Here is a 19,137-nt window from a genome sequence, read left to right as displayed (position 1 = left end):
GGGACGCGCCGTGACCGGCGTGGTGGCCGTCGCCCGGCGGCACGCCCAGGAGGCGTACGAGCGGCTGCGCCGGTACTTCATCGTCGCCCTCCAGGCCGGGCTGGCGGCCGGGCTGTCCTGGTACATCGCGAACACCCTGCTGCACAACCCGCAGCCGCTGTTCGCGCCCGCCGCCGCCGTCGGCACCATCGCCGCGGCGATCGGCAACCGGGTACGCCGCACCGCCGAACTGCTCGGCGGGGTGATCCTCGGGGTGCTCGTCGGTGACCTGATCATCCAGGTGATCGGCAACGGACCCGTGCAGACCGGGCTGGTCGTCGCGCTGGCCATCTCGGCGGCGGTGGTGTTCCGCGGCAGCGGGGCGGTGATGGTGCAGGCCGGCAGTACGGCCGTCCTCCTGGGCACCGTCGAGCCCAGCGGGCCGGACCTCGCCGTGCCGCGGACGGCCAACGCGCTGGTGGGCGGCGGGGTCGCCGTCGTGGTGGCGCTGCTCCTGCTGCCGCTGAACCCGGTGCGGGTGGTGCATCGCGCGGCCGGTCCCACGCTCAACCTCTTCGCCCACCAGTTGACCGTCACGGCCGAGGCCCTCGCCGCCGGTGACGGCGGGCAGGCCGACGCCGCGTTGCAGCGGCTCCTGGCGGCCGAGGCGGAGCGAAGACAGACTACCGAGATCGTGGCCGCGGCCGCGGAGGTGGCGTCGCTGTCGCCCTGGCGGTGGCGGCGCCGGTCCCAGCTGCGCCGGTACGAGAACGCCGCCAGGCACCTGGAGCTTGCCTTCACCAACAGCCGCAACATGGTCCGCCGGGTGGTCGCGCTGCTCGACGCCCGCGAGCCCGTGCCGCCCGACCTGCCGAAGGCGATCGAGACCTTCGGCCAGTCGCTGCGGCTGCTGCACCGGGACTTCCTGGCCGGCCGGACCCCCGAGATCGCCCGGTCCCGGGCCCTGCACGCGGCCGAGGCGGCCCGCCGGGCGCGGGCGCAGGATCTCGGCTTCTCCGGCACCATCGTCGCCTCGCAGGTGTTCATCGTGGTCGGCGAGCTGCTCCAGGCCTCCGGGCTGACCAAGGCCGAGGCGGACCGGATGGCCGGGGTCTGAGCGGCCACCGGGGTCCCGCGACCGCCCAAACGACCGTTAAGCTCTGGGGGTGGGAACCGACGACCTCTACCCGGCCGGGCGGCTGGCCGCCGCCCAGCGTGCCACGGCCGCCGCCGGGCTGGACGCGCTGCTGCTCACCCCCGGCTCCGACCTGCGCTACCTGACCGGCTACGACGCCCACGAGGGGGAGCGGCTCACCTGCCTGGTGCTCCCCGCCCAGGGCGAGCCCACCCTGATCGTCCCGGTGCTGGAACGCCCCGGCGCCGAGGCCGCGCCCGGCACCGGCTACCGGATCGTCGACCACGCCGACGGCACCGACCCGTGGCCGCTGGTGCGGGCCGCGCTGCCCGGCCCGGTCACCGCCGTCGGGCTGGCCGACCGGATGTGGGCCGAGCAGGTGCTCGCCCTGCGCGCCACGCTGCCCGACGCGGCCCAGCGGCTCGCCTCCGAGGTGCTGCGCGAACTGCGCATCCGCAAGTCGCCCGCCGAGGTGGCGGCCCTGGCCGAGGCGGGCGCCGCGATCGACGCGGTGCACCGGCGGATGGGGGAGTGGTTGCGCCCGGGCCGGACCGAGGCCGAGGTGGCCGCCGACATCGCCGCCGCCATCCGGGCCGCCGGGCACGTCCGCGTCGACTTCGTCATCGTGGCCGCCGGCCCGAACGGGGCCAGCCCGCACCACCAGACCGGCGACCGGCCGATCCGGGCGGGCGAGCCGGTGGTGGTCGACATCGGCGGCACCATGCCGTCCGGCTACCGCTCCGACTGCACCCGCACCTACGTCGCCGGCGGCCCCGCCCCGGCCGAGTTCACCGACTACTACGCGGTCCTGCACGAGGCGCAGCGCGCCGCGGTGGCGGCCGTCCGCCCGGGGGTGACCGCCGAGGCGCTCGACGCGGTCGCCCGGGACATCATCACCGCCGCCGGCCACGGCGGCGCGTTCCTGCACCGCACCGGCCACGGCATCGGCCTCGACACCCACGAGGACCCGTACGTCGTGGCCGGCAACCCGCGGCCGGTCGAGGCCGGCATGGCGTTCTCGGTCGAACCCGGGATCTACCTCGCCGGGCGGCACGGCGCCCGGATCGAGGACATCGTCGTCTGCACGACGGACGGCGGGCAACGGCTCAACACCACCCCCACGGAGCTCATCGCGCTATGACTGTCGACCGGATCCTCCCCACCGACGAGGCCCACGACCTGCTGGACCTCGCCACCGAACTCGCCGACCGGGAACTAGCCCCGAAGGCCGCCGGCTTCGAGGAGCGCGCCGAGTTCCCCCGCGAGGTGCTGCGCACCCTGGGCCGGGCCGGCCTGCTCGGCCTGCCGTACGCCGAGGAGCACGGCGGCGCCGCCCAACCGTACGAGGTCTACCTCCAGGTGCTGGAGATCCTGGCCAGCCGCTGGCTCGCCGTCGCCGAAGCGGTCAGCGTGCACACCCTGTCCTGCTACCCGGTCGCCCAGTTCGGCACCGACGCCCAGCGCAAGCTGCTGCCCGACATGATCGGCGGCGAGCTGCTGGGTGCCTACTGCCTGTCCGAGCCGCAGGGCGGCTCCGACGCCGCGGCCCTGACCACGAAGGCCGTCCGCGACGGCGACGACTACGTCGTCTCCGGCACCAAGGCGTGGATCACCCACGCCCGGGTCGCCGACTTCTACAACATCTTCTGCCGCACCGGCGGCCCCGGCCCGAAGGGCATCTCCTGCCTGCTGGCCGACCGGAACACCCCGGGCATCCACCCCCAGGCCGCCGAGCGGACCATGGGCCTGCACGCCTCCCCGGTCGCCCAGATCGCCTTCGACGACGCCCGGGTGCCGGCCGACCGGCTCATCGGCGGCGAGGGCGCGGGCTTCACCATCGCCATGTCGGCGCTGGACTCAGGAAGGCTCGGCATCGCCGCCTGCGCGGTCGGCCTCGCCCAGGCCGCCCTGGACTACGCCGTCGGCTACGCCCGGGAGCGCCAGCAGTTCGGCCGGCCGATCGTCGACTTCCAGGGGCTCGGCTTCACCCTGGCCGACCACGCCACCCAGATCTCCGCCGCCCGCGCGCTCACGCTGGCCGCGGCCCGGCTGCGCGACGCCGGCCGCCCGTACTCGATCGAGGCGGCGAAGGCGAAGCTGTTCGCCACCGACATGGCGATGCGGGTGACCACCGACGCCGTGCAGGTGCTCGGCGGCGCCGGCTACGTCGCCGACCACCCCGTCGAGCGGTACATGCGCGAGGCGAAGGTGCTCCAGATCGTCGAGGGCACCAACCAGATCCAGCGGCTGGTCATCTCCCGGGCCCTGGCCAAGGGCTGATCGACCCGGTGCGACGACCCGGCCCGCGCAGCGTCACGACGGCGGGCCGGGTGCGGCGTGGGAGCGCTTTTCCAGGTAGGTTGCACCGCGTGGAGGAGATCGACCGCGCCATCGTCGCCGCACTGACCGGGGACGGTCGGCTGTCGTACACGGACCTCGCCGAGAAGGTGGGGCTGTCGGTGTCGGCCGTGCACCAGCGGGTCCGCCGGCTGGAGCAGCGCGGTGTCATCAAGGGATACACGGCCCGCGTCTCGTTCGAGGCGCTGGAGCTGCCACTGACCGCGTTCGTGGCGATCCGGCCGTTCGACCCCTCGCAGCCGGACGACGCCCCGGAACGGCTGGCCCACCTTCCGGAGATCGACTCGTGCTACTCGGTGGCCGGGGAGGACTTCTACCTGCTGCTGGTGCGGGTGGCAAGCCCGGCGGACCTGGAGCGGGTGTTGCAGGAGATCCGCACGGCCGCGAACGTCACCACCCGGACGACCGTCGTGCTCTCCACCCCCTACGAGCACCGGCCACCGAAGGTCGGCCCGGACCCGGTGGATCAGCCCCGGCTCCGCGGCATCGGCTGAGCCGGGGGCCACCGGCGGATCGACCACGCTCCGCGCCCGACGACCGATTCCGCCGCCCGCGGGCGTGGACGCCGCCGGGCCGGGAACGTGCGGTCGCGGCGGCGGGGACGTGACGGCCCGCCCCTGCGCTTCGCCTACTGTGAACCCACCGTTCACCGAGCCGCGAGGGCTCGCGGGGCGGGTTCAGCACGTGGGGAGAAGGAGTTGGCGTTGCAACAGAACCTGCTGGCGACATGCCGGGGTCGGGCGAGTCGGCTGCGGTGGAACGGCCTGTCGTCGATGGGGCTCGGGCGATGACCGCGGCGAAGCCGGGCCGGTCCCGGCTCAGCGGATGGCTGACGGAGGCGCGGACATCGGCGGCCGGCGCGCGAGTGCCCGCCCTGACGGCCGAGGTGGCGGCCCTCGCCGCCCTGCTGCTGGCAGCGGTGGGAGGCTCCCGTCTCTGGGCGCTCGCCCCGGCCGTCATCGCGCTCGGTCTGCTGGCCTGGACGTGGCGCGCCGGTTCGGTGGCCGTCGGCACCTCCGTCGTGGCGCGGGTCCTCCTGCTCGCCTGCGCGTACCTGCTCGGCGCGGTCCACGGCGATCTCGATCCGATCCTGGCCGTCGGTGTCGCCGTCGCGGGCCTGGCGATTCTCAGCGAACCGCTGCTGGCGTCCCTGTACGAGGCCGTCTATCCCGTCTCGGCCAACCTGCCCGGTATCGGCTCGCAGCCGAGCCGCGGCCCGGACTCGGGCCGGGTGACGCCGGCCAACGGCGCCGCGGTGCTCGTGGCGCTGGTCTGCGCGTTCACCGGCGTCGTCGGGTGGGTCGCGCTGGCGGTGGCGGTCGCGGCGCTCGGGGTCACGCTGTTCACGGGGTTGCAGGGGGTGCGGGCGGTGCGGGCGCGGCGTGGCCGCGAGAAGAAGCTGCACGCCGCGCTGACCGCCTACGAGCCGGCGTTCCTCGTGCACTGGAACGCACCCGCCGGCACCGCCTACCAGCTCGCCATGTGGCTGCCCTACCTGGAGCGCCTCGGCCGGAAGTTCTTCGTGCTGGTGCGCAACCAGACCAACTTCGACGAGGTCGTGGCCCTCACCAAGGTCCCGGTCGTCATGCGGATGGGCCTGAACCAGCTGGACGACGTCATCGCCCCGTCGCTGCGGGCGGCCTTCTACGTGAACACCGCGACGGTGAACAACCACGTCATCCGGTACACCAACCTGAAGCACATCCAGCTCAACCACGGCGACAGCGACAAGGTGCCGAGTCACAACCCGGTCTTCCGGATCTACGACAAGAACTTCGTCGCGGGCCAGGCCGCGATCGACCGGTTCGCGGCCAACGGCGTGAGCATGCCCGCGGAGATGTTCACCATCGTCGGCCGCCCGCAGGTGGAGAACGTCGCCATCGCCACCGCGCCGATCTCCTCGATCGCCCACCCCCGGGTGCTCTACGCCCCGACGTGGGCCGGCTTCTACGCCGACTCCAACTACTCGTCGCTGCTCGCCGGCTACGACATCGTCAAGGCGCTCATCGCCCGCGGGTGCAGCGTCGTCTTCCGGCCGCATCCGTACACGAAGCGGTCGGCGGAGCTGGCCCGCGAGTCGGAGCGGATCCGGGCGCTGCTGGCCGACGACCGGCGGACGAACGGGCGGCCGCACGTCTTCGGCGCCGAGGCGGAGGTCACGATGACGGTCGCCGACTGCTTCAACGCCTCGGACGCCATGGTGTCGGACGTCTCGAGCGTGGTGGCGGACTACCTGTACTCGGAGAAGCCCTTCGTGATGGTCGCCGTCTCGACGTCGGCGGCTCAGTTCCCGGAGGCGTTCCCGCTCGCTCGGGCGGCCTACGTGATCGACGCGCACGGCGGCCGGGTGCAGGGGCTCGACGCCGCCCTCGACGACCTCCTCGGCGGGGACCCCCTCGCCGGCACCCGCCGTGACCTCAAGAGGTACTACCTCGGGGACATCCCGGCGGACCGGTACGCGCAGCGTTTCCTCGACGAGGCTGCGCGCTACCTCTGACCGGCACTGATCGGCTCCGGTCCGGCATCGACGCCGGACCGGAGCCGATCGTGTGTCTGGCGGGGGAGTGGCGGGCCGCCGGGGTTCAGTGCCGGGCCGCCCGGTCGCTGCCGTCCGGGTCCGTCTGCGGCACCGGCTGGTTCCACCGCAGGATGACCCGCCGGCCGTGCTCGTGACCGAGCACGCTGACGGTGGCGGTGTCCAGCCGCAGCAGCCCGCCCGCGGACGGCGGCAGGCCGATCCAGCGTGCACCGAGCACCCGCAGGCTGTGCGCGTGGCCGACGAGCGCGACGCTGCCGCACTCCAGCAGCGGGGCGACCCGTTCGAGCACCCGGTCGAGCCGGGCGCCGACCTCGGCGGGGGACTCCCCGTCGGGGCAGCCGTCGGTCCAGATGTTCCACCGGGGGTTCTCCTCGTGGATGTCCGCGGTGGTGCGCCCCTCGTAGGCGCCGTAGTTCCACTCGGCCAGGTCGGGATCGGTGGCGTCGACGGTGAGCCCGGCGAGGTGGGCGGTGCGGGTCGCGCGCTGCCGGGGGCTGGACAGCACCCGGGCGAAGCGCCGGCCGGCGAGGGCCGCGGCGAGCGCCTGGGACTGCCGCTCGCCGTCGGGGGTCAGCTCCAGATCGGTGTACGAGGTGTGCCTGCGGCTGGCGCTCCAGGTGGTCTCGCCGTGCCGGATCAGCAGGATCTCGCTCACGAGCCCAGTCAATCACGGTCCGGCGGCCCGGGCCGGGCAGCGAGAGCCCTTCCTCTCAACCTATCTTCCTAGGATGCCTATACAGGGTGTGCCCACCCGCACAGCGTTTGGGCACACCGGCGCCGGGGACGCAACCGGCGGAAGCCCGAACGAGCCGAGGAGGCGGGATGAGCTTCACCGACAAGGCGAAGAGCCGGGCCCAGGAGATGGCCGGCATGGCCAAGGAGCGCATCGGCGACGCCACCGACAACGAGCGGTTGCGGGCCGAGGGCGCCAGCGAGCAGAGTGCCGCCCGGGCGCGGCAGGCCGGGCAGAACGTCAAGGAGGCCGGACGCAACGTCCGTGACGCGTTCGACAAGTGATCCGCGAGGCGGCGGGCCCCTGGAGCGATCCGGGGGCCTGCCGCCGTGTGCGGTAAGGGCCGCGCCGGCGGCGGCTAAACGGGGCCGGATGCGCGTCGCCCCCGCGGCCGGGTGGCTCGCGGGGGCGACGGGGTGGCGCGGGTCAGTCGTTGCGGTGGGCGGTCCACCAGGCCTGGCCGGTCTCCGGCAGGGTGTCGATCGGGTCGTAGTAGGCGTAGCGCTTGTCGAGCGCTTCGAGGTCGGCCGACTCGATCGAGGTGCGGTAGTTCTTGGTCCAGTAGGAGATGCCGCGTTCGCGGTCGTACTCGGTGAGCATGTGCACCCAGCGCTTGCCGACGAAGGGGACGTCGCAGACGATCCGGGGCGTGGCGTAGCCGGGCAGGTAGCCCATGATGTCGTGCTGGAGCTGCTGGGCGTGCCAGACGGGGACCCGCCAGTGCTCGGCGTTGGGGATCATGTCGCACATGTAGAAGTAGTACGGCAGGATGCCGGCCTCGCCCTGGAGGGCGAAGCAGAGGTCGAGCAGGTCGGCGCTGGTGGCGTTGACGCCGCGCATGAGAACGCCCTGGTTGCGCACGTCGCGGACGCCGACGTCGAGGGCGGTCTGTGCGGCCCGGGCGACCAGCGGGGTGATCGACTGCCGGTGGTTGACGTGCGTGTGGATGGCGAGGTTGACGCCGCGTCGGGACGCGGTGCGGGCGACCCGTTCGAGGCCCTCGACGACGTCGGCCTGGAGCCAGTGCTGGGGCAGGCCCATGAGGGCCTTGGTGGCGAGGCGGATGTCGCGGATGGTCTCGATCTCGAGCAGCCGCATGAGGTAGGACTCGAGGTTCTTCCACGGCACGTTGGCCACGTCGCCGCCGGAGACGACGACGTCGCGGACGCCCGGGTGGGCCTTGAGGTAGGCGATGTGGGCGTCGTAGCGGTCGACGGGCTTGAGGGTGAGCTTCAGCTTGTCGACGGCGGGGGTGGAGTTGCCGACGAGGTCCATGCGGGTGCAGTGTCCGCAGTACTGCGGGCAGGTGGAGAGCAGCTCGGCGAGGACCTTGGTGGGGTAGCGGTGGGTGAGGCCCTCGGCGACCCACATGTCGTGCTCGTGGAGGCTGTCGCGGCTGGCGTAGGGGTGCGAGGGCCAGTCGGTGCGCCGGTCGGAGGCGACGGGGATCATGTAGCGGCGGATCGGGTCGGCGAGGAGCGCCTCGGTGGTCATGGGCTCGAAGGGCACCATGGTGTTGAGCATCTGCGGGGGCACCAGCATGGACATGGTGGCCAGGGCCTTCTGGTCGGCCTCGAGGTCGGCGTAGAAGGTCTCGTCGACGAGGTCGCCCAGGAGGGTGCGCAGCTGCTTGATGTTCTTGACGCAGTTGACCCGCTGCCACTGGGCGTTCTCCCACTGCTCGCGGGTGACGTGGCGCCAGCCGGGGAAGCGGGTCCAGTCGGGTTCGACCAGGGGGCTGCGGCGGTATTCGTACGGCTGCCCGGCGGTCGGTACGGCGACCGGGGCGTGACGGGGCTGAGGGATGGTCTCAACCGGTTGGGTCTGGGTCACGGCCCCTCCTGAGGTGTGGTGCGGGTGATCAGCGATCCCGAAGGCTACTGGAAAATATCCCGTGAAGAAATTAGTCTGCCGGAAGTTTTCCCGCGACGCGAGCCCTGACCGGGGTTTCGGGCGGCTGGACATAGGGGGTCGGCGTGACGTCACCGGTGGGTCTGCACCGAGTCGTGGAACCGGCGGGGGTGCTGCCGCAGGCGGCGTGGCGGCTGGACGCCGACCCGCGGATCGCAGCGAACGAGGTGCGGATCCGAGTCGAGCGGCTGAACCTGGACGCGGCGAGCTTCCGGCAGCTGTCGGAGAAGCACGGCGGCGACGGGGAGAAGGTCCGCGCCGAGGTGCTGGAGATCATCTCGACCCGGGGGAAGATGCAGAACCCGGTCACCGGCTCCGGCGGCATGCTGATCGGCACGGTGGAGGAGGCCGGGAAGCGGTCCCCGCTGGGCCTGCGGCCGGGTGACCGGGTGGCCACGCTGGTGTCGCTGACGCTGACCCCGCTGACGATCCTCGACGGGCTGGCGCGCTGGGACGGGCGCAGCGAGCAGGTGCCGTGCGACGGCTACGCGATCCTGTTCGCCCGGTCGATCGCCGCGGTGCTGCCGGGTGACCTGCACCCGGAGCTGTCGCTGGCGGTGCTGGACGTGTGCGGGGCGCCGGCGCTGACCGCGCGGGTGGTGGCCGAGCAGGTGGCGCGGCGCGGCCGCGAGGAGGACCGGCGTCCGGTGACGGTGGCGGTGATCGGCGGGGCCGGCAAGAGCGGTTCGCTGTCCCTGGCGGCGGCGCGGCGGGCGGGCGCCGGCCGTACGGTCGGGGTGGTGCCGGTGGCGGCGGAGCGCGACGCGCTGCAAGCGGCCGGCCTGGCCGATGTGGTGGCGCTGGCCGACGCCCGCGACCCGGTGGGGCTGTCCACGGCGGTGACGACGGCGCTGGGCGCCCCGGCGGACGTGACGGTGGTCTGCGTGGACGTGCCGGGCTGCGAGCACGGGGCGGTCCTGGCGACCGAGGACGGCGGCACGGTGATCTTCTTCTCGATGGCGACGAGCTTCGCGGCGGCGGCGCTGGGCGCGGAGGGCCTGGCCGCGGATGTGACCATGCTGGTGGGCAACGGGTACGTGCCGGGGCACGCGGAGCTGGCGCTGGACCTGCTGCGCGGCGAGCCGGGGGTGCGTCGTCTGTTCGAGGCCCGCCTGGCGGCAGACTGAGCATCATGACGAACCCCTCGACCTTGTACCGCGGCGGAGTGCTGCACTGTCCCGCCGACCCGAGCGCGACGGCGTTGCTGGTGCGTGACGGGCGGATCGCCTGGTTGGGTGCCGACGGCGACGCGCCGGCCGCCGACCGGGTGGTGGAGCTGGGCGGGGCGCTGGTGACGCCGGCGTTCGTGGACGCGCACGTGCACGCCACGGACACCGGGCTGGCCCTGTCGGGGCTGGACCTGTCGGGTACCTGGTCGGCGGGTTCGGTGTGCGAGGCCGTGGCGGCGTTCACCGCCGAGCTGCCGGCCGACGCCGTGGTGCTCGGACACGGATGGGACGAGTCCAACTGGTCGGACAAGACGCTGCCGGACGCGGCGGCGCTGGACCGGGCGGCGGGGGGCCGCAAGGTGTACCTGTCGCAGGCGTCGATCCATTCGGCGCTGGTGTCGGCGGCGCTGCTGGCGGCCTGCCCGGACGCGGCGGGCGCTGCCGGTTTCGACGCGTCGGGCTGGCTGCGGCGGGACGCGCACCATGTGGTGCGGGCGGCGGCGTTCGCGTCGGTGACGCGGGCGCAGCGGGTGGCGGCGCAGCGGCGGGCTCTGGCGCACGCGGCGTCGCTGGGCATCGCGGCGGTGCACGAGTGCGGCGGTCCGGACATCTCCGACGAGGAGGACTTCACCGGGCTGCTGGCGATCTCGGGGGCCGGGGTGCCGGAGGTGTACGGGTACTGGGGTGAGCTGCTGGGCGCCGCGAAGGCCCGGGAGCTGGGCGCGGTCGGCGCGGGCGGTGACCTGTTCGCCGACGGGGCGCTGGGCTCGCGCACGGCGCACGTGTCGGCGGCGTACCTGGACGGGGAGCCGGGGGCGTGCGGGCACGGGTACGTGAGCGCCGAGCAGGTGCGTGACCATCTGCTGGACTGCGCGGCGCACGGGTTGCAGGGCGGTTTCCACGCGATCGGGGACGCGGCGATCGGCACGGTGCTGGAGGGTTTCGCGCAGGCGGCGCAGAAGGTGGGCGTGGACCGGTTGCGGGCGGCCCGGCACCGGATCGAGCACGCGGAGATCATGAGCAAGCGGTTGATCGCCGGGTTCGTGGAGTACGGGATCGTGGCGTCGATGCAGCCGGCGTTCGACCGGTTGTGGGGTGGCGCGGGCCGGATGTACGAGTCGCGGCTGGGCCTTGCCCGGTCGCTGGAGTCGAACCCGATGGGCGCCATGCACGGGGTGGGTGTGGCGTTGGCGTTCGGGTCGGATTCGCCGGTGACGCCGCTGGACCCGTGGGGGTCGGTGCGGGCGGCGGCGGCGCACCACAACCCGGTGCAGCGGATGAGTGTGCGGGCGGCGTTCGCCGCGCACACCCGCGGTGGGTGGCGGGCCGTGCACCTGGACAACGAGGGGGTCCTGGCGCTGGGCGCGCCGGCGACGTTCGCGGTGTGGGAGACGCCGGCCGGTGTGGAGCGGGGGCTTCCGGTGTTGCAGGCCGAGGACCCGGAGGCGCGCGGCGCGGACGATCCGACGCCGCTGCCGGTGTGCCGGGCCACGGTGCTGCGCGGTGACGTGATCTATCAGGAAGGCGTTTCGTGACGAGCAAGCTTGGGCTGGATCCGGCGCTGGTGGCGCGGGCGCGGGAGTTGGCGCGCCGCGCCGGGCAGCCGGTGGTGGATCTGGCGCGCAGCCACACCACCGTGTCGGTGGAGCGGGCGGTGCTGCGGCTGGCCGGGGTGACCGGCGCGGACCCGGACGGCATCCCGTGGGTGAACCGGCTGGTGGACGCGGTGGTGGCCGACGTCGGTCTGGGGCACGGGGTGGCGGTGCCGGTGTTCGACGCGCTCGCGCGGGAGCAGATCGCCGATGTGACGCTGCTGGCGCAGAAGGCCGCGGCGGGGTCGGTGCGGTTCACGCAGCCCACCGGCAAGGCGGCCACGGCCGCCCGGCGGGCGGCCCGCAAGGCGGTCGCCGCGGGGGTGCGGCAGATCGACCGGCGGCGGGTCGAGCGGGACCGCCTGGTGAAGCGGCACGGGGATCCGAAGCAGCGGCCGTGGATCTACCTGATCGTGGCGACCGGGGACATCTACGAGGACATCCCGCAGGCGCAGGCCGCCGCGCGGGCCGGGGCGGACATCATCGCGGTGATCCGGTCGACCGGGCAGTCGCTGCTGGACTACGTGCCCGAGGGCGCCACCCGGGAGGGTTTCGCCGGCACGTACGCGACGCAGGAGAACTTCCGGCTGATGCGGGCGGCGCTGGACGAGTCGTCGCGGGAGCTGGGCCGGTACGTGCGGTTGACGAACTACGCCTCGGGTCTGTGCATGCCGGAGATGGCCACCCTGGCGGGCCTGGAGCGGCTGGACATGATGCTCAACGACTCGATGTACGGGATCCTGTTCCGCGACATCAACCCGATCCGCACGTTCGTCGACCAGCGGTTCTCCCGGCAGGTGCACGCCCGCGCGGGGATCATCATCAACACCGGTGAGGACAACTACCTGACCACCGCCGACGCGGTGGACGAGGCGCACACGGTCACGGTGTCGCAGCTGCTCAACGAGTACTTCGCGCACGAGGCGGGGCTGGCGGACTGGCAGCTCGGGCTGGGGCACGCGTTCGAGATCAACCCGGATGTGCCGGAGTCGTTCCGGCTGGAGCTGGCGCACGCGCTGCTGGCGCGGGAGTTGTTCCCGGACGCGCCGCTGAAGTGGATGCCGCCGACGAAGCACATGACCGGTGACGTGTTCCGCGGGAACCTGCTCGACGGGTTCTTCAACCTGGTGGGCACGATGACGGGTCAGGGCATCCTGCTGGTGGGGATGATGACCGAGGCGGTGGTGACGCCGTGGCTGTCGGACCGGGACATCGCCCTGCAGAACGTCCGGTACGTGCTGGGCGCCGCGGGCGGGCTGCACGAGGACTTCGTGCCCGCGCCGGGCGGGTTCATCCAGCAGCGCGCCCACCGGGTGCTCGGTGAGGCTGTCGACCTGCTGGAGCGCATCGGTGACCAGTCGTTGCTGACCGCGATCGCGGAGGGCACGTTCGGGATCATGAAGCGGCCCGCGGACCGGGGCAAGGGCCTCGACGGTGTGGCGAAGCACGAGGCCGACTACTACAACCCGGCCACGGACATCCTGGAGCAGGCGGCATGACGGAGAAGAAGATCGTCCGGCCGTACGGGGACACGACCGGCGACGGCATGGTGCAGGTGTCGTTCACGCTGCCGGTGCCGCACGACAAGCGCGCCGAGGGCGCGGCGGTGCAGCTGGCCAACAAGATGGGCATCGACCCGGCGATGCTGGTGCACGCCAAGCAGATGGGCGACGGGTTCACCTTCTTCGTCGTCTACGGCCGGGTGAACCACCTGGTGGACCTGGACAAGGTGCAGGTGGTGGAACGGGACTTCCCGCTGCTGTCGGCCAAGGAGGTCAACACGGTGGTGAAGCAGCGGCTGCGGCGCAAGCTGTCCGTGGTGGGCGCGTGCATCGGCACCGACGCGCACACCGTGGGCATCGACGCGATCCTCAACGTCAAGGGGATCGCGGGGGAGAAGGGCCTGGAGTACTACCGGGAGTTGAAGGTCACCAACCTGGGCGCGCAGGTGAGTGTGCCGGAGCTTGTGGAGGCGGCCCGGCGGGAGAAGGCCGACGCCGTGCTCGTCTCCCAGGTGGTCACGCAGCGCGACGCGCACCTGCACAACACGCGGGAGATGTCCGCCGCGTTCCGGGAGGCCCTGCCCGCCGGCCGGCGGCCCCTGCTGATCGTCGGCGGCCCCCGCTTCGACGAGACCATGACCGGGGAGCTGGGCGTCGACCGGATCTTCGGCCGCGGCACCACCCCCGGCGAGGTCGCCAGCTACCTGGTCCACGCCCTGATCACGGACAAGAAGGCGAGAGCATGAGCGATCCCCGGGTCGGCCTGACCGTCACCCACCGCCGGTACGTGCCGTACTCCCACGCCCACTACGCGGGCAACCTCGTCGACGGGGCGTACGCGCTGGGGTTGTTCGGGGACGTCGCCACGGAGGTGTGCATCCGCACCGACGGCGACGAGGGGCTGTTCGCCTCCTACTCCGACGTGCAGTTCAAGGCCCCCATGAAGGCCGGTGACGTGCTGGAGGTGATCGCCACCGTCACCCGGGTCGGCACCCGCAGCCGCACCATCGACTTCGCCGCCCGGGTGGTGTGCCGGGGCCGCCCCGACAAGGGCGAGTCCGCCGCCGAGGTGCTTCCCGAGCCGATCGTGGCGGTCACCGCGACCGGCACGGTCGTCGTCCCGCCATCGGCGTGAGCGCGGGGAGTGAGCCGGGTTTGCGAGCCCGGCAGTCGCGAACGAAGGACAGCTGCGCGTGAGCGCGCGAACGAAGGACGGCGGCGCGTGAACCTCGCCGTCTGCGCCGACGTCGGGTCGACGTACACCAAGGCCGCGGTGGTCGACCTCGACGGCGGCCGCCTGGTCGCCGCGGCGGCCGCGCCGACCACCGTGCGCACGGACGTGCTGCACGGCCTGGACGCCGCGGTCGGCGCCGCCACCGCCGGCCTGGCCGCCCGTGACCTGCCGTGGTACGTCTGCTCGTCGGCCGGCGGTGGGCTGCGGCTGGCGGTCATCGGCTACGAGCCCCTCGTGACCGCGCAGGCGGGCCGGCGGGTCGGGTTGTCCGCCGGGGCGAACGTGGTGCACGTGGCCGCCGGGCGGCTCGGTCAGGCCGACCTGACCGCGCTGCGCGCCGCCCGCCCCGACGTGGTGCTGCTCGTGGGCGGCACCGACGGCGGTGACGCCGACACCCTCACCCACAACGCCACCCGGCTGGCGCGGGCGCGCTGGCGGGTGCCGGTGGTGCTCGCCGGCAACGCCGACGTCCGCGACGACCTGCACGCCCTGCTCGCGGCGGCGAAGGTGCCGGTCACCGCCGCGGACAACGTGCTGCCGCGCATCGGGGTGCTCGCGCCCGCGCCGGCGCGCGCCGCGATCCGGGAGGTGTTCCTGCGGCACGTCATCGGCGGCAAGAAGCTGTCCCGCGGCGGCCGGTTCGCCCGGCTGGTGCGCGCCGCCACCCCCGACGCGGTGCTCACCGGCGTGGAGGTCCTCGCCGACGCCCTCGGCGGGGACCTGGCCGTGGTCGACGTCGGCGGCGCCACCACCGACGTGTACTCGGTGCTCACCCCCGACGAGCGGGACAGCGGCCCCAGCCAGGAGGTCGCCGGGACGCTGTGGCGGGCGCGCACCGTCGAGGGGGACCTCGGCATGCGGTGGAGCGCCCCCGGCGTGGTTCGCGCCGCCGCCGAGGAACGCCTCCTCGCGCCCGGCGAGGCCGACGGCCTGGCCGCGGCGGCGGCGGTGCGCGCCGGCGACCCCGGTTTCCTGCCCGCCGACGACGCCGACCGGGCCGCCGACCGGCGTATCGCCGCGCTCGCCGCGACGGTGGCGCTGCGCCGGCACGCCCGGGGCGCCGCCACGGGAGAGCGCGCCGGCCGGGACCTGCGCGACGTCAAGCTGATGGTCGGGTCCGGCGGGGTGCTTCGGCATGCCGCGCCCGGCGACGCCGCCGGGGTGCTGGCGGCGGTCCTCGGTGACCACGCCGGCGGGTGGCCGCTGCCGCGGGCCGCGCGGGCCGTCGTCGACGTGGACTACGTCCTGGCCGCCGGTGGGCTGCTCGCCGCCGACCATCCGGGTGCGGCGGCCGGGCTGCTGCGCCGCCACCTCGCCGGGGCCTGAGAGCGTCACCCGCGAGCCGCACAGGTGTACCGCCGGTACACCCCCCACCAGTAACTCCCTGCCGGCGCCGGCAGGGAGTTACCTGGAACCCGACCGGGGAACTCGTCAAACGGTCACCGATCGAGGCGGTCGGCACGCAGGAGTCGATGATGCAGGCCATCCACGCGGCCCGCGCCGGCGGGCACGTCGGGTTCGTCGGCGTCACCCACGACGTGGCCGTGCCCGGCATGGAGCTGTTCTGGTCCCTGGCGCACCTGCACGGCGGCCCCGCACCCGTACGGCGGGTTCCTGCCGGAACTGATGCGATCAAGGCCCTGCTGCGCCCGTGACCGGCCCACGCACCGCAAAGGAGCGCCGATGGAACTCAAGCCCGTCAACCCCACCGTCAAGACATCCGCCCAGAACTTCACCGGGGACGTCTACCTGACCCCCGTCTACAACGGCACCGAGCCGTCGCGGATGACCGTGGCCCTGGTGCGTTTCACCCCGGGCGCCCGCACCCACTGGCACTCCCACGCCGTCGGGCAGACCCTGCACGTCACCGAGGGCGTGGGGCTGGTCGGCACCCGCGACGGCACGGTGCTGCGCATCCGCGCCGGCGACACCGTCATCTGCCCGCCCGGTGAGGAGCACTGGCACGGCGCCACCGAGAACACGTTCATGAGCCACCTGGCCATGCTGGAGGCGCTGCCCGGCGGGCAGGACCCCACCACCTGGCTGGAGCCGCTGCCCGACGAGCAGTACCGGGCCGCGCACCAGCGCGACGCGTGACCGCCCGGCGCCGGCGCGAGCCGGGCGCAACCCGACGAGATGGAGGGGAGAGCCCTGCGGAAACCGGCGTTCGTATCGAGACGCGCCGACGCGACACGCCGTGTCGCAACACACGACAGGCCCGGATGGGTTGACAGCGGCGGGGGTGGACGCCGTACCGTCTTTGAGTCCTACCACGGGAAGCGGCTGTTGTTCGCTTCGTCCCTTCGTCCGCTGGCCGAGCGACCGGAAGGTTGCGGCGGCCAGGTCCAGCGGGCGGGGGTCGGCGGGGCGGCGCGAACCGGCCGCGGTTACCGGTGTACGGGCAGGGTGAGAGGCACGGCCAGTAGACAACGGCCAGGCGGGGGCAGCCAGTCCACGTCGGGTCGGTCCGAAGGTCGGCGCCGATCGTCCTCGCCCCACCGGCCGGGAAGGGCCTGGGAGCATCGGGGCGCGGCGCGAGCCGCGCCCCGATTTTCATGTCCGCCGAACCCCCGGCCCCGGCGGTGCCACCGGTTACGCTGTTCGGTATGACCGGAGCGGTGCGGAAGTTGTCGATCTCGGTCCCGCCGGACGTCGCCGAACGCCTCGAACGGGAACCCAACGCCAGCGCCTTCCTCGTGCACGCCGCGCGGGCCCTCATGCGCCGGGAGGCTCTCGACGCCGAACTGGCCCACCAGGGTGTCGCCGTCACCGAGGAGGGCGTCGCCCGGGCGCGGGCGGCCCGCGCCGCCGTCGACGTGGCCTGGCCGGCCGAGCGCTACCAGGCGATCCGGGAGCGGGTGCGGCAGGCCGCCGCCGGCGAGGACCCCGCCGGCCGGGTCACCGCCGCGTGAGCGACCCCGACGGCCCGCCCGTGCGGCTGGTGCTCGACCGGTCGGCGCTGCTGGCGTACGTGGCCGGATCGGTGCACGTGGGGGAGACGCTGCACGAGGTGATCGCCGACGGGGTGCGCTTCGGGGTGACCGCGGTCGCCGCCGCCGAGGCGTACACGGCCGTCGACGACCCGAAGGACCGGGCGGCCCTGCGCCGGCTGCTCGCCCTCGACGCCTGCGCCGTCCTGCCCACCCACGGCGGGGCGTGGCAGGAACTGGCGTACTGGCGGGGCTTCACCGGGCGCGCCGACCTGGCCGCGACCGTGCTGGCCTGCCTCGACCACGACGCCCCGATCCTCACCGGCGAGGCCCGCTACGGCGCCGACGACCTGCCGGTGATCAGGCTGCCCGAATGAGCGGGCCCGCACGGGCCGGCGGCCGGGTCCGCCGGGTAGCCTTCGGCGCGTGATCGTGGTGAGGTGCCGGTGACGACGCTCGACCGGGAAGAGACCCGTGCCACCGGCGGGGCACGCCCCGGCGCCGGCGGGCGGCCGCTGCCGCTGAAACTGGCCGTCCCGGCGGCCCTGCTGGCCGGTCTGGCGCTGCTGGCCGCCCTCCCCCCGTACGGGCTGTGGCCCCTCGCCCCGGTCGGTGTGGCGCTGCTCGCCGCCGCCGTGCACCGGCGGCGGCTGCGCGCCGGCGCCGCGCTGGGCTTCCTCGCCGGGGTGGCGCTGTTCGCGCCGCTGCTGGAGTGGACCAACCTGCACACCGGCTACCTGCCGTGGCTGCTGCTGTCCCTGCTCCAGGCCGCCTACCTGGCGCTGCTGGGCGCCGCCACCGCCTGGGTGTCCCCGCTGGCCGACCGGCACCGCGCGGCGTGGCCGCTGGTCACCGCCGTGTTGTGGGTGGGGCAGGAGGCGCTGCGCGACCGCACCCCGTTCGGCGGGTTCCCGTGGGGGCGGCTGGCGTTCAGCCAGGACACCTCCCCGCTGCTGCGGCTGGCCGCGCTCGGCGGCGCCCCGCTGGTCACCTTCGCCGTGGCCCTCGCCGGCGGGATCCTGCTCGCCCTCGCCTGGCGTGACTGGCGCCGCCCCGACGGGCTGTGGCGGCCGGTCGCCGGTCTGGCCGCCGCCCTGGCCGCGGTGTTCGCCGCCGGCACCGCCGTGCCGGTCGGGGTGCGCGGCGGCGGCGACACCGTCACCGTCGCCATCGTCCAGGGCAACGTGCCCCGCCTCGGGCTGGACTTCAACGCCCAGCGGCAGGCGGTGCTGAACAACCACGTCGACGCCACCCTGAAACTGGCCGAACAGGTCGCGGCGGGCACGCAACGCCACCCCGACCTGGTGGTGTGGCCGGAGAACTCCAGCGACATCGACCCGCTGCGCAACCCCGGCGCCGGCGAGCGGATCTCCCAGGCCGCCGACGCGATCGGCGCGCCGATCCTGGTCGGCGCCGTGCTGCTCGGCCCCGGCGACGGCCAGGTCCGCAACGCCGGCCTGCTGTGGCGCCCCGGCAGCGGCCCCGACCTCGACCAGCTCTACGTCAAACGCCACCCCGTGCCGTTCGCCGAGTACGTGCCGCTGCGCGAGATCGCCCGGATGGTCAGCTCCGAGGTCGACCGGATCCGCTCCGACTTCGTCCCCGGCAGCACCCCGGGCGTGCTGGACGCCGGCCCCGCCACCCTCGGAGACGTGATCTGCTTCGAGGTCGCCTACGACGGCGTCGTCCGGGACACCGTCACCGGCGGCGCGCAGCTGCTCGTGGTGCAGACCAACAACGCCACCTTCGACGCGGCCGAGGCCCGCCAGCAGCTGGCCATGGTCCGGCTGCGCGCCGTCGAGCACGGTCGCGCCGCCCTGATGGCCTCCACGGTCGGTGTGTCCGGGTTCGTTACCCCGGGCGGGCGGGTAGACGGGGCCACCGGGTTCAACACCGCCGCGGTGGTGGTGCGGCAGATGCGGCTCGGCGACGGGCGTACCCCGGCCACCACGGCGGGGGTGTGGCCGGAAGCGGCCCTCACGGCGCTCGCCGTCGCGGCCCTGGCCGGCGCGGCCGTGCTGCGCCGCCGCCGGGAGGCCGACCCGGAATAGGACG

General features: G+C 74.0%; 19 protein-coding genes. 17 read left to right on the top strand and 2 right to left on the bottom strand.

From position 1 onward, the window contains the following. Positions 1-10 precede the first annotated feature (10 nt). The 5 genes from ABZW14_RS08400 to ABZW14_RS08380 all read left to right on the top strand — a co-directional run bounded on the left by ABZW14_RS08400 (position 11) and on the right by ABZW14_RS08380 (position 5,969). Positions 11-1,096, top strand: coding sequence for an FUSC family protein (locus ABZW14_RS08400; RefSeq protein ID WP_355341845.1), 1,086 nt, complete (start codon positions 11-13; stop codon positions 1,094-1,096). Positions 1,097-1,139: 43 nt separating this feature from the next. Further along, positions 1,140-2,255, top strand: coding sequence for a Xaa-Pro peptidase family protein (locus tag ABZW14_RS08395; RefSeq protein ID WP_355342419.1), 1,116 nt, complete (start codon positions 1,140-1,142; stop codon positions 2,253-2,255). Then, on the top strand, positions 2,252-3,394 hold the full coding sequence (locus tag ABZW14_RS08390; RefSeq protein ID WP_355341841.1) for an acyl-CoA dehydrogenase family protein: 1,143 nt from the start codon (positions 2,252-2,254) through the stop codon (positions 3,392-3,394). The genes ABZW14_RS08395 and ABZW14_RS08390 overlap by 4 nt, the downstream gene beginning before the upstream one ends. Positions 3,395-3,483: 89 nt before the next feature. Then, a complete protein-coding gene (locus ABZW14_RS08385) occupies positions 3,484-3,966 on the top strand; it encodes an Lrp/AsnC family transcriptional regulator (RefSeq protein WP_355341838.1) in 483 nt (160 codons plus the stop codon). 293 nt (positions 3,967-4,259) lie between these two features. Next, positions 4,260-5,969, top strand: a complete 1,710-nt coding sequence (locus ABZW14_RS08380) for a CDP-glycerol glycerophosphotransferase family protein (RefSeq protein WP_355341835.1) — start codon at positions 4,260-4,262, stop codon at positions 5,967-5,969. Positions 5,970-6,054: 85 nt separating this feature from the next. Here the strand turns inward: ABZW14_RS08380 and ABZW14_RS08375 are convergent, their stop codons facing one another. Continuing rightward, the gene (locus ABZW14_RS08375) at positions 6,055-6,666 is read right to left on the bottom strand and encodes a histidine phosphatase family protein (RefSeq protein WP_355341832.1); all 612 of its coding nucleotides are present in this window, start codon (positions 6,664-6,666) and stop codon (positions 6,055-6,057) included. Positions 6,667-6,833: 167 nt separating this feature from the next. On the opposite strand from ABZW14_RS08375, the gene ABZW14_RS08370 reads away from it, so the two are divergent. Beyond that, positions 6,834-7,028, top strand: coding sequence for a CsbD family protein (locus ABZW14_RS08370; RefSeq protein WP_355341829.1), 195 nt, complete (start codon positions 6,834-6,836; stop codon positions 7,026-7,028). A 142-nt stretch (positions 7,029-7,170) separates the two neighbouring features. On the opposite strand, the gene ABZW14_RS08365 is transcribed toward ABZW14_RS08370, so the two are convergent. Further along, the gene (locus ABZW14_RS08365; RefSeq protein ID WP_355341826.1) at positions 7,171-8,577 is read right to left on the bottom strand and encodes a lysine 2,3-aminomutase; all 1,407 of its coding nucleotides are present in this window, start codon (positions 8,575-8,577) and stop codon (positions 7,171-7,173) included. A gap of 155 nt (positions 8,578-8,732) precedes the next feature. On the opposite strand from ABZW14_RS08365, the gene ABZW14_RS08360 reads away from it, so the two are divergent. The 11 genes from ABZW14_RS08360 (at position 8,733) to lnt (ending at position 19,133) form a co-directional block, all read left to right on the top strand. Then, positions 8,733-9,782, top strand: coding sequence for a zinc-binding alcohol dehydrogenase (locus ABZW14_RS08360; RefSeq protein WP_355342416.1), 1,050 nt, complete (start codon positions 8,733-8,735; stop codon positions 9,780-9,782). Between the two features lie 5 nt (positions 9,783-9,787). Next, complete coding sequence (locus ABZW14_RS08355) at positions 9,788-11,359, top strand: amidohydrolase family protein (RefSeq protein WP_355341824.1); 1,572 nt, start codon at positions 9,788-9,790, stop codon at positions 11,357-11,359. Continuing rightward, positions 11,356-12,915, top strand: coding sequence for a lysine 5,6-aminomutase subunit alpha (locus ABZW14_RS08350; RefSeq protein WP_355341821.1), 1,560 nt, complete (start codon positions 11,356-11,358; stop codon positions 12,913-12,915). Before ABZW14_RS08355 ends, ABZW14_RS08350 begins: the two co-directional genes overlap by 4 nt. Beyond that, on the top strand, positions 12,912-13,664 hold the full coding sequence (locus ABZW14_RS08345; RefSeq protein ID WP_355341818.1) for an OAM dimerization domain-containing protein: 753 nt from the start codon (positions 12,912-12,914) through the stop codon (positions 13,662-13,664). Before ABZW14_RS08350 ends, ABZW14_RS08345 begins: the two co-directional genes overlap by 4 nt. Continuing rightward, positions 13,661-14,053: a hotdog domain-containing protein gene (locus ABZW14_RS08340; RefSeq protein ID WP_355341815.1), complete on the top strand. Its 393-nt coding sequence runs from the start codon at positions 13,661-13,663 to the stop codon at positions 14,051-14,053. The genes ABZW14_RS08345 and ABZW14_RS08340 overlap by 4 nt, the downstream gene beginning before the upstream one ends. Before the next feature lie 87 nt (positions 14,054-14,140). Beyond that, positions 14,141-15,478: a glutamate mutase L gene (locus tag ABZW14_RS08335; RefSeq protein ID WP_355341812.1), complete on the top strand. Its 1,338-nt coding sequence runs from the start codon at positions 14,141-14,143 to the stop codon at positions 15,476-15,478. A 149-nt stretch (positions 15,479-15,627) separates the two neighbouring features. Further along, positions 15,628-15,807, top strand: coding sequence for a hypothetical protein (locus ABZW14_RS08330; protein ID WP_355341809.1), 180 nt, complete (start codon positions 15,628-15,630; stop codon positions 15,805-15,807). Positions 15,808-15,835: 28 nt separating this feature from the next. Then, positions 15,836-16,249 (top strand): cupin domain-containing protein, encoded by a 414-nt coding sequence (locus ABZW14_RS08325; RefSeq protein WP_355341806.1) that lies wholly within the window; start codon positions 15,836-15,838, stop codon positions 16,247-16,249. Between the two features lie 509 nt (positions 16,250-16,758). Next, positions 16,759-17,064, top strand: a complete 306-nt coding sequence (locus ABZW14_RS08320; protein ID WP_355341803.1) for a hypothetical protein — start codon at positions 16,759-16,761, stop codon at positions 17,062-17,064. Then, a complete protein-coding gene (locus ABZW14_RS08315) occupies positions 17,061-17,459 on the top strand; it encodes a hypothetical protein (RefSeq protein WP_355341800.1) in 399 nt (132 codons plus the stop codon). The genes ABZW14_RS08320 and ABZW14_RS08315 overlap by 4 nt, the downstream gene beginning before the upstream one ends. Positions 17,460-17,528: 69 nt before the next feature. Beyond that, a complete protein-coding gene (gene lnt / locus ABZW14_RS08310) occupies positions 17,529-19,133 on the top strand; it encodes an apolipoprotein N-acyltransferase (protein WP_355341796.1) in 1,605 nt (534 codons plus the stop codon). The last annotated feature ends 4 nt before the right edge of the window (positions 19,134-19,137 follow it).

The sequence above is a fragment of the Micromonospora sp. NPDC004551 genome, assembly GCF_040609975.1.
Classification (GTDB): Bacteria; Actinomycetota; Actinomycetes; order Mycobacteriales; family Micromonosporaceae; genus Micromonospora.
Note: the sequence above shows the minus strand (reverse complement) of the source record. Positions and strands in the feature narration are given on the sequence as shown.

Excerpts from the sequence above, each read along its gene's own strand:
- ABZW14_RS08325 (WP_355341806.1), top strand. The coding sequence starts at position 15,836 with ATGGAACTCAAGCCCGTCAACCCCACCGTCAAGACATCCGCCCAGAAC.
- ABZW14_RS08340 (WP_355341815.1), top strand. The coding sequence starts at position 13,661 with ATGAGCGATCCCCGGGTCGGCCTGACCGTCACCCACCGCCGGTACGTG.
- ABZW14_RS08330 (WP_355341809.1), top strand. The coding sequence starts at position 15,628 with ATGCAGGCCATCCACGCGGCCCGCGCCGGCGGGCACGTCGGGTTCGTC.
- ABZW14_RS08380 (WP_355341835.1), top strand. The coding sequence starts at position 4,260 with ATGACCGCGGCGAAGCCGGGCCGGTCCCGGCTCAGCGGATGGCTGACG.
- ABZW14_RS08370 (WP_355341829.1), top strand. The coding sequence starts at position 6,834 with ATGAGCTTCACCGACAAGGCGAAGAGCCGGGCCCAGGAGATGGCCGGC.
- ABZW14_RS08345 (WP_355341818.1), top strand. The coding sequence starts at position 12,912 with ATGACGGAGAAGAAGATCGTCCGGCCGTACGGGGACACGACCGGCGAC.
- ABZW14_RS08390 (WP_355341841.1), top strand. The coding sequence starts at position 2,252 with ATGACTGTCGACCGGATCCTCCCCACCGACGAGGCCCACGACCTGCTG.
- ABZW14_RS08320 (WP_355341803.1), top strand. The coding sequence starts at position 16,759 with ATGACCGGAGCGGTGCGGAAGTTGTCGATCTCGGTCCCGCCGGACGTC.
- ABZW14_RS08355 (WP_355341824.1), top strand. The coding sequence starts at position 9,788 with ATGACGAACCCCTCGACCTTGTACCGCGGCGGAGTGCTGCACTGTCCC.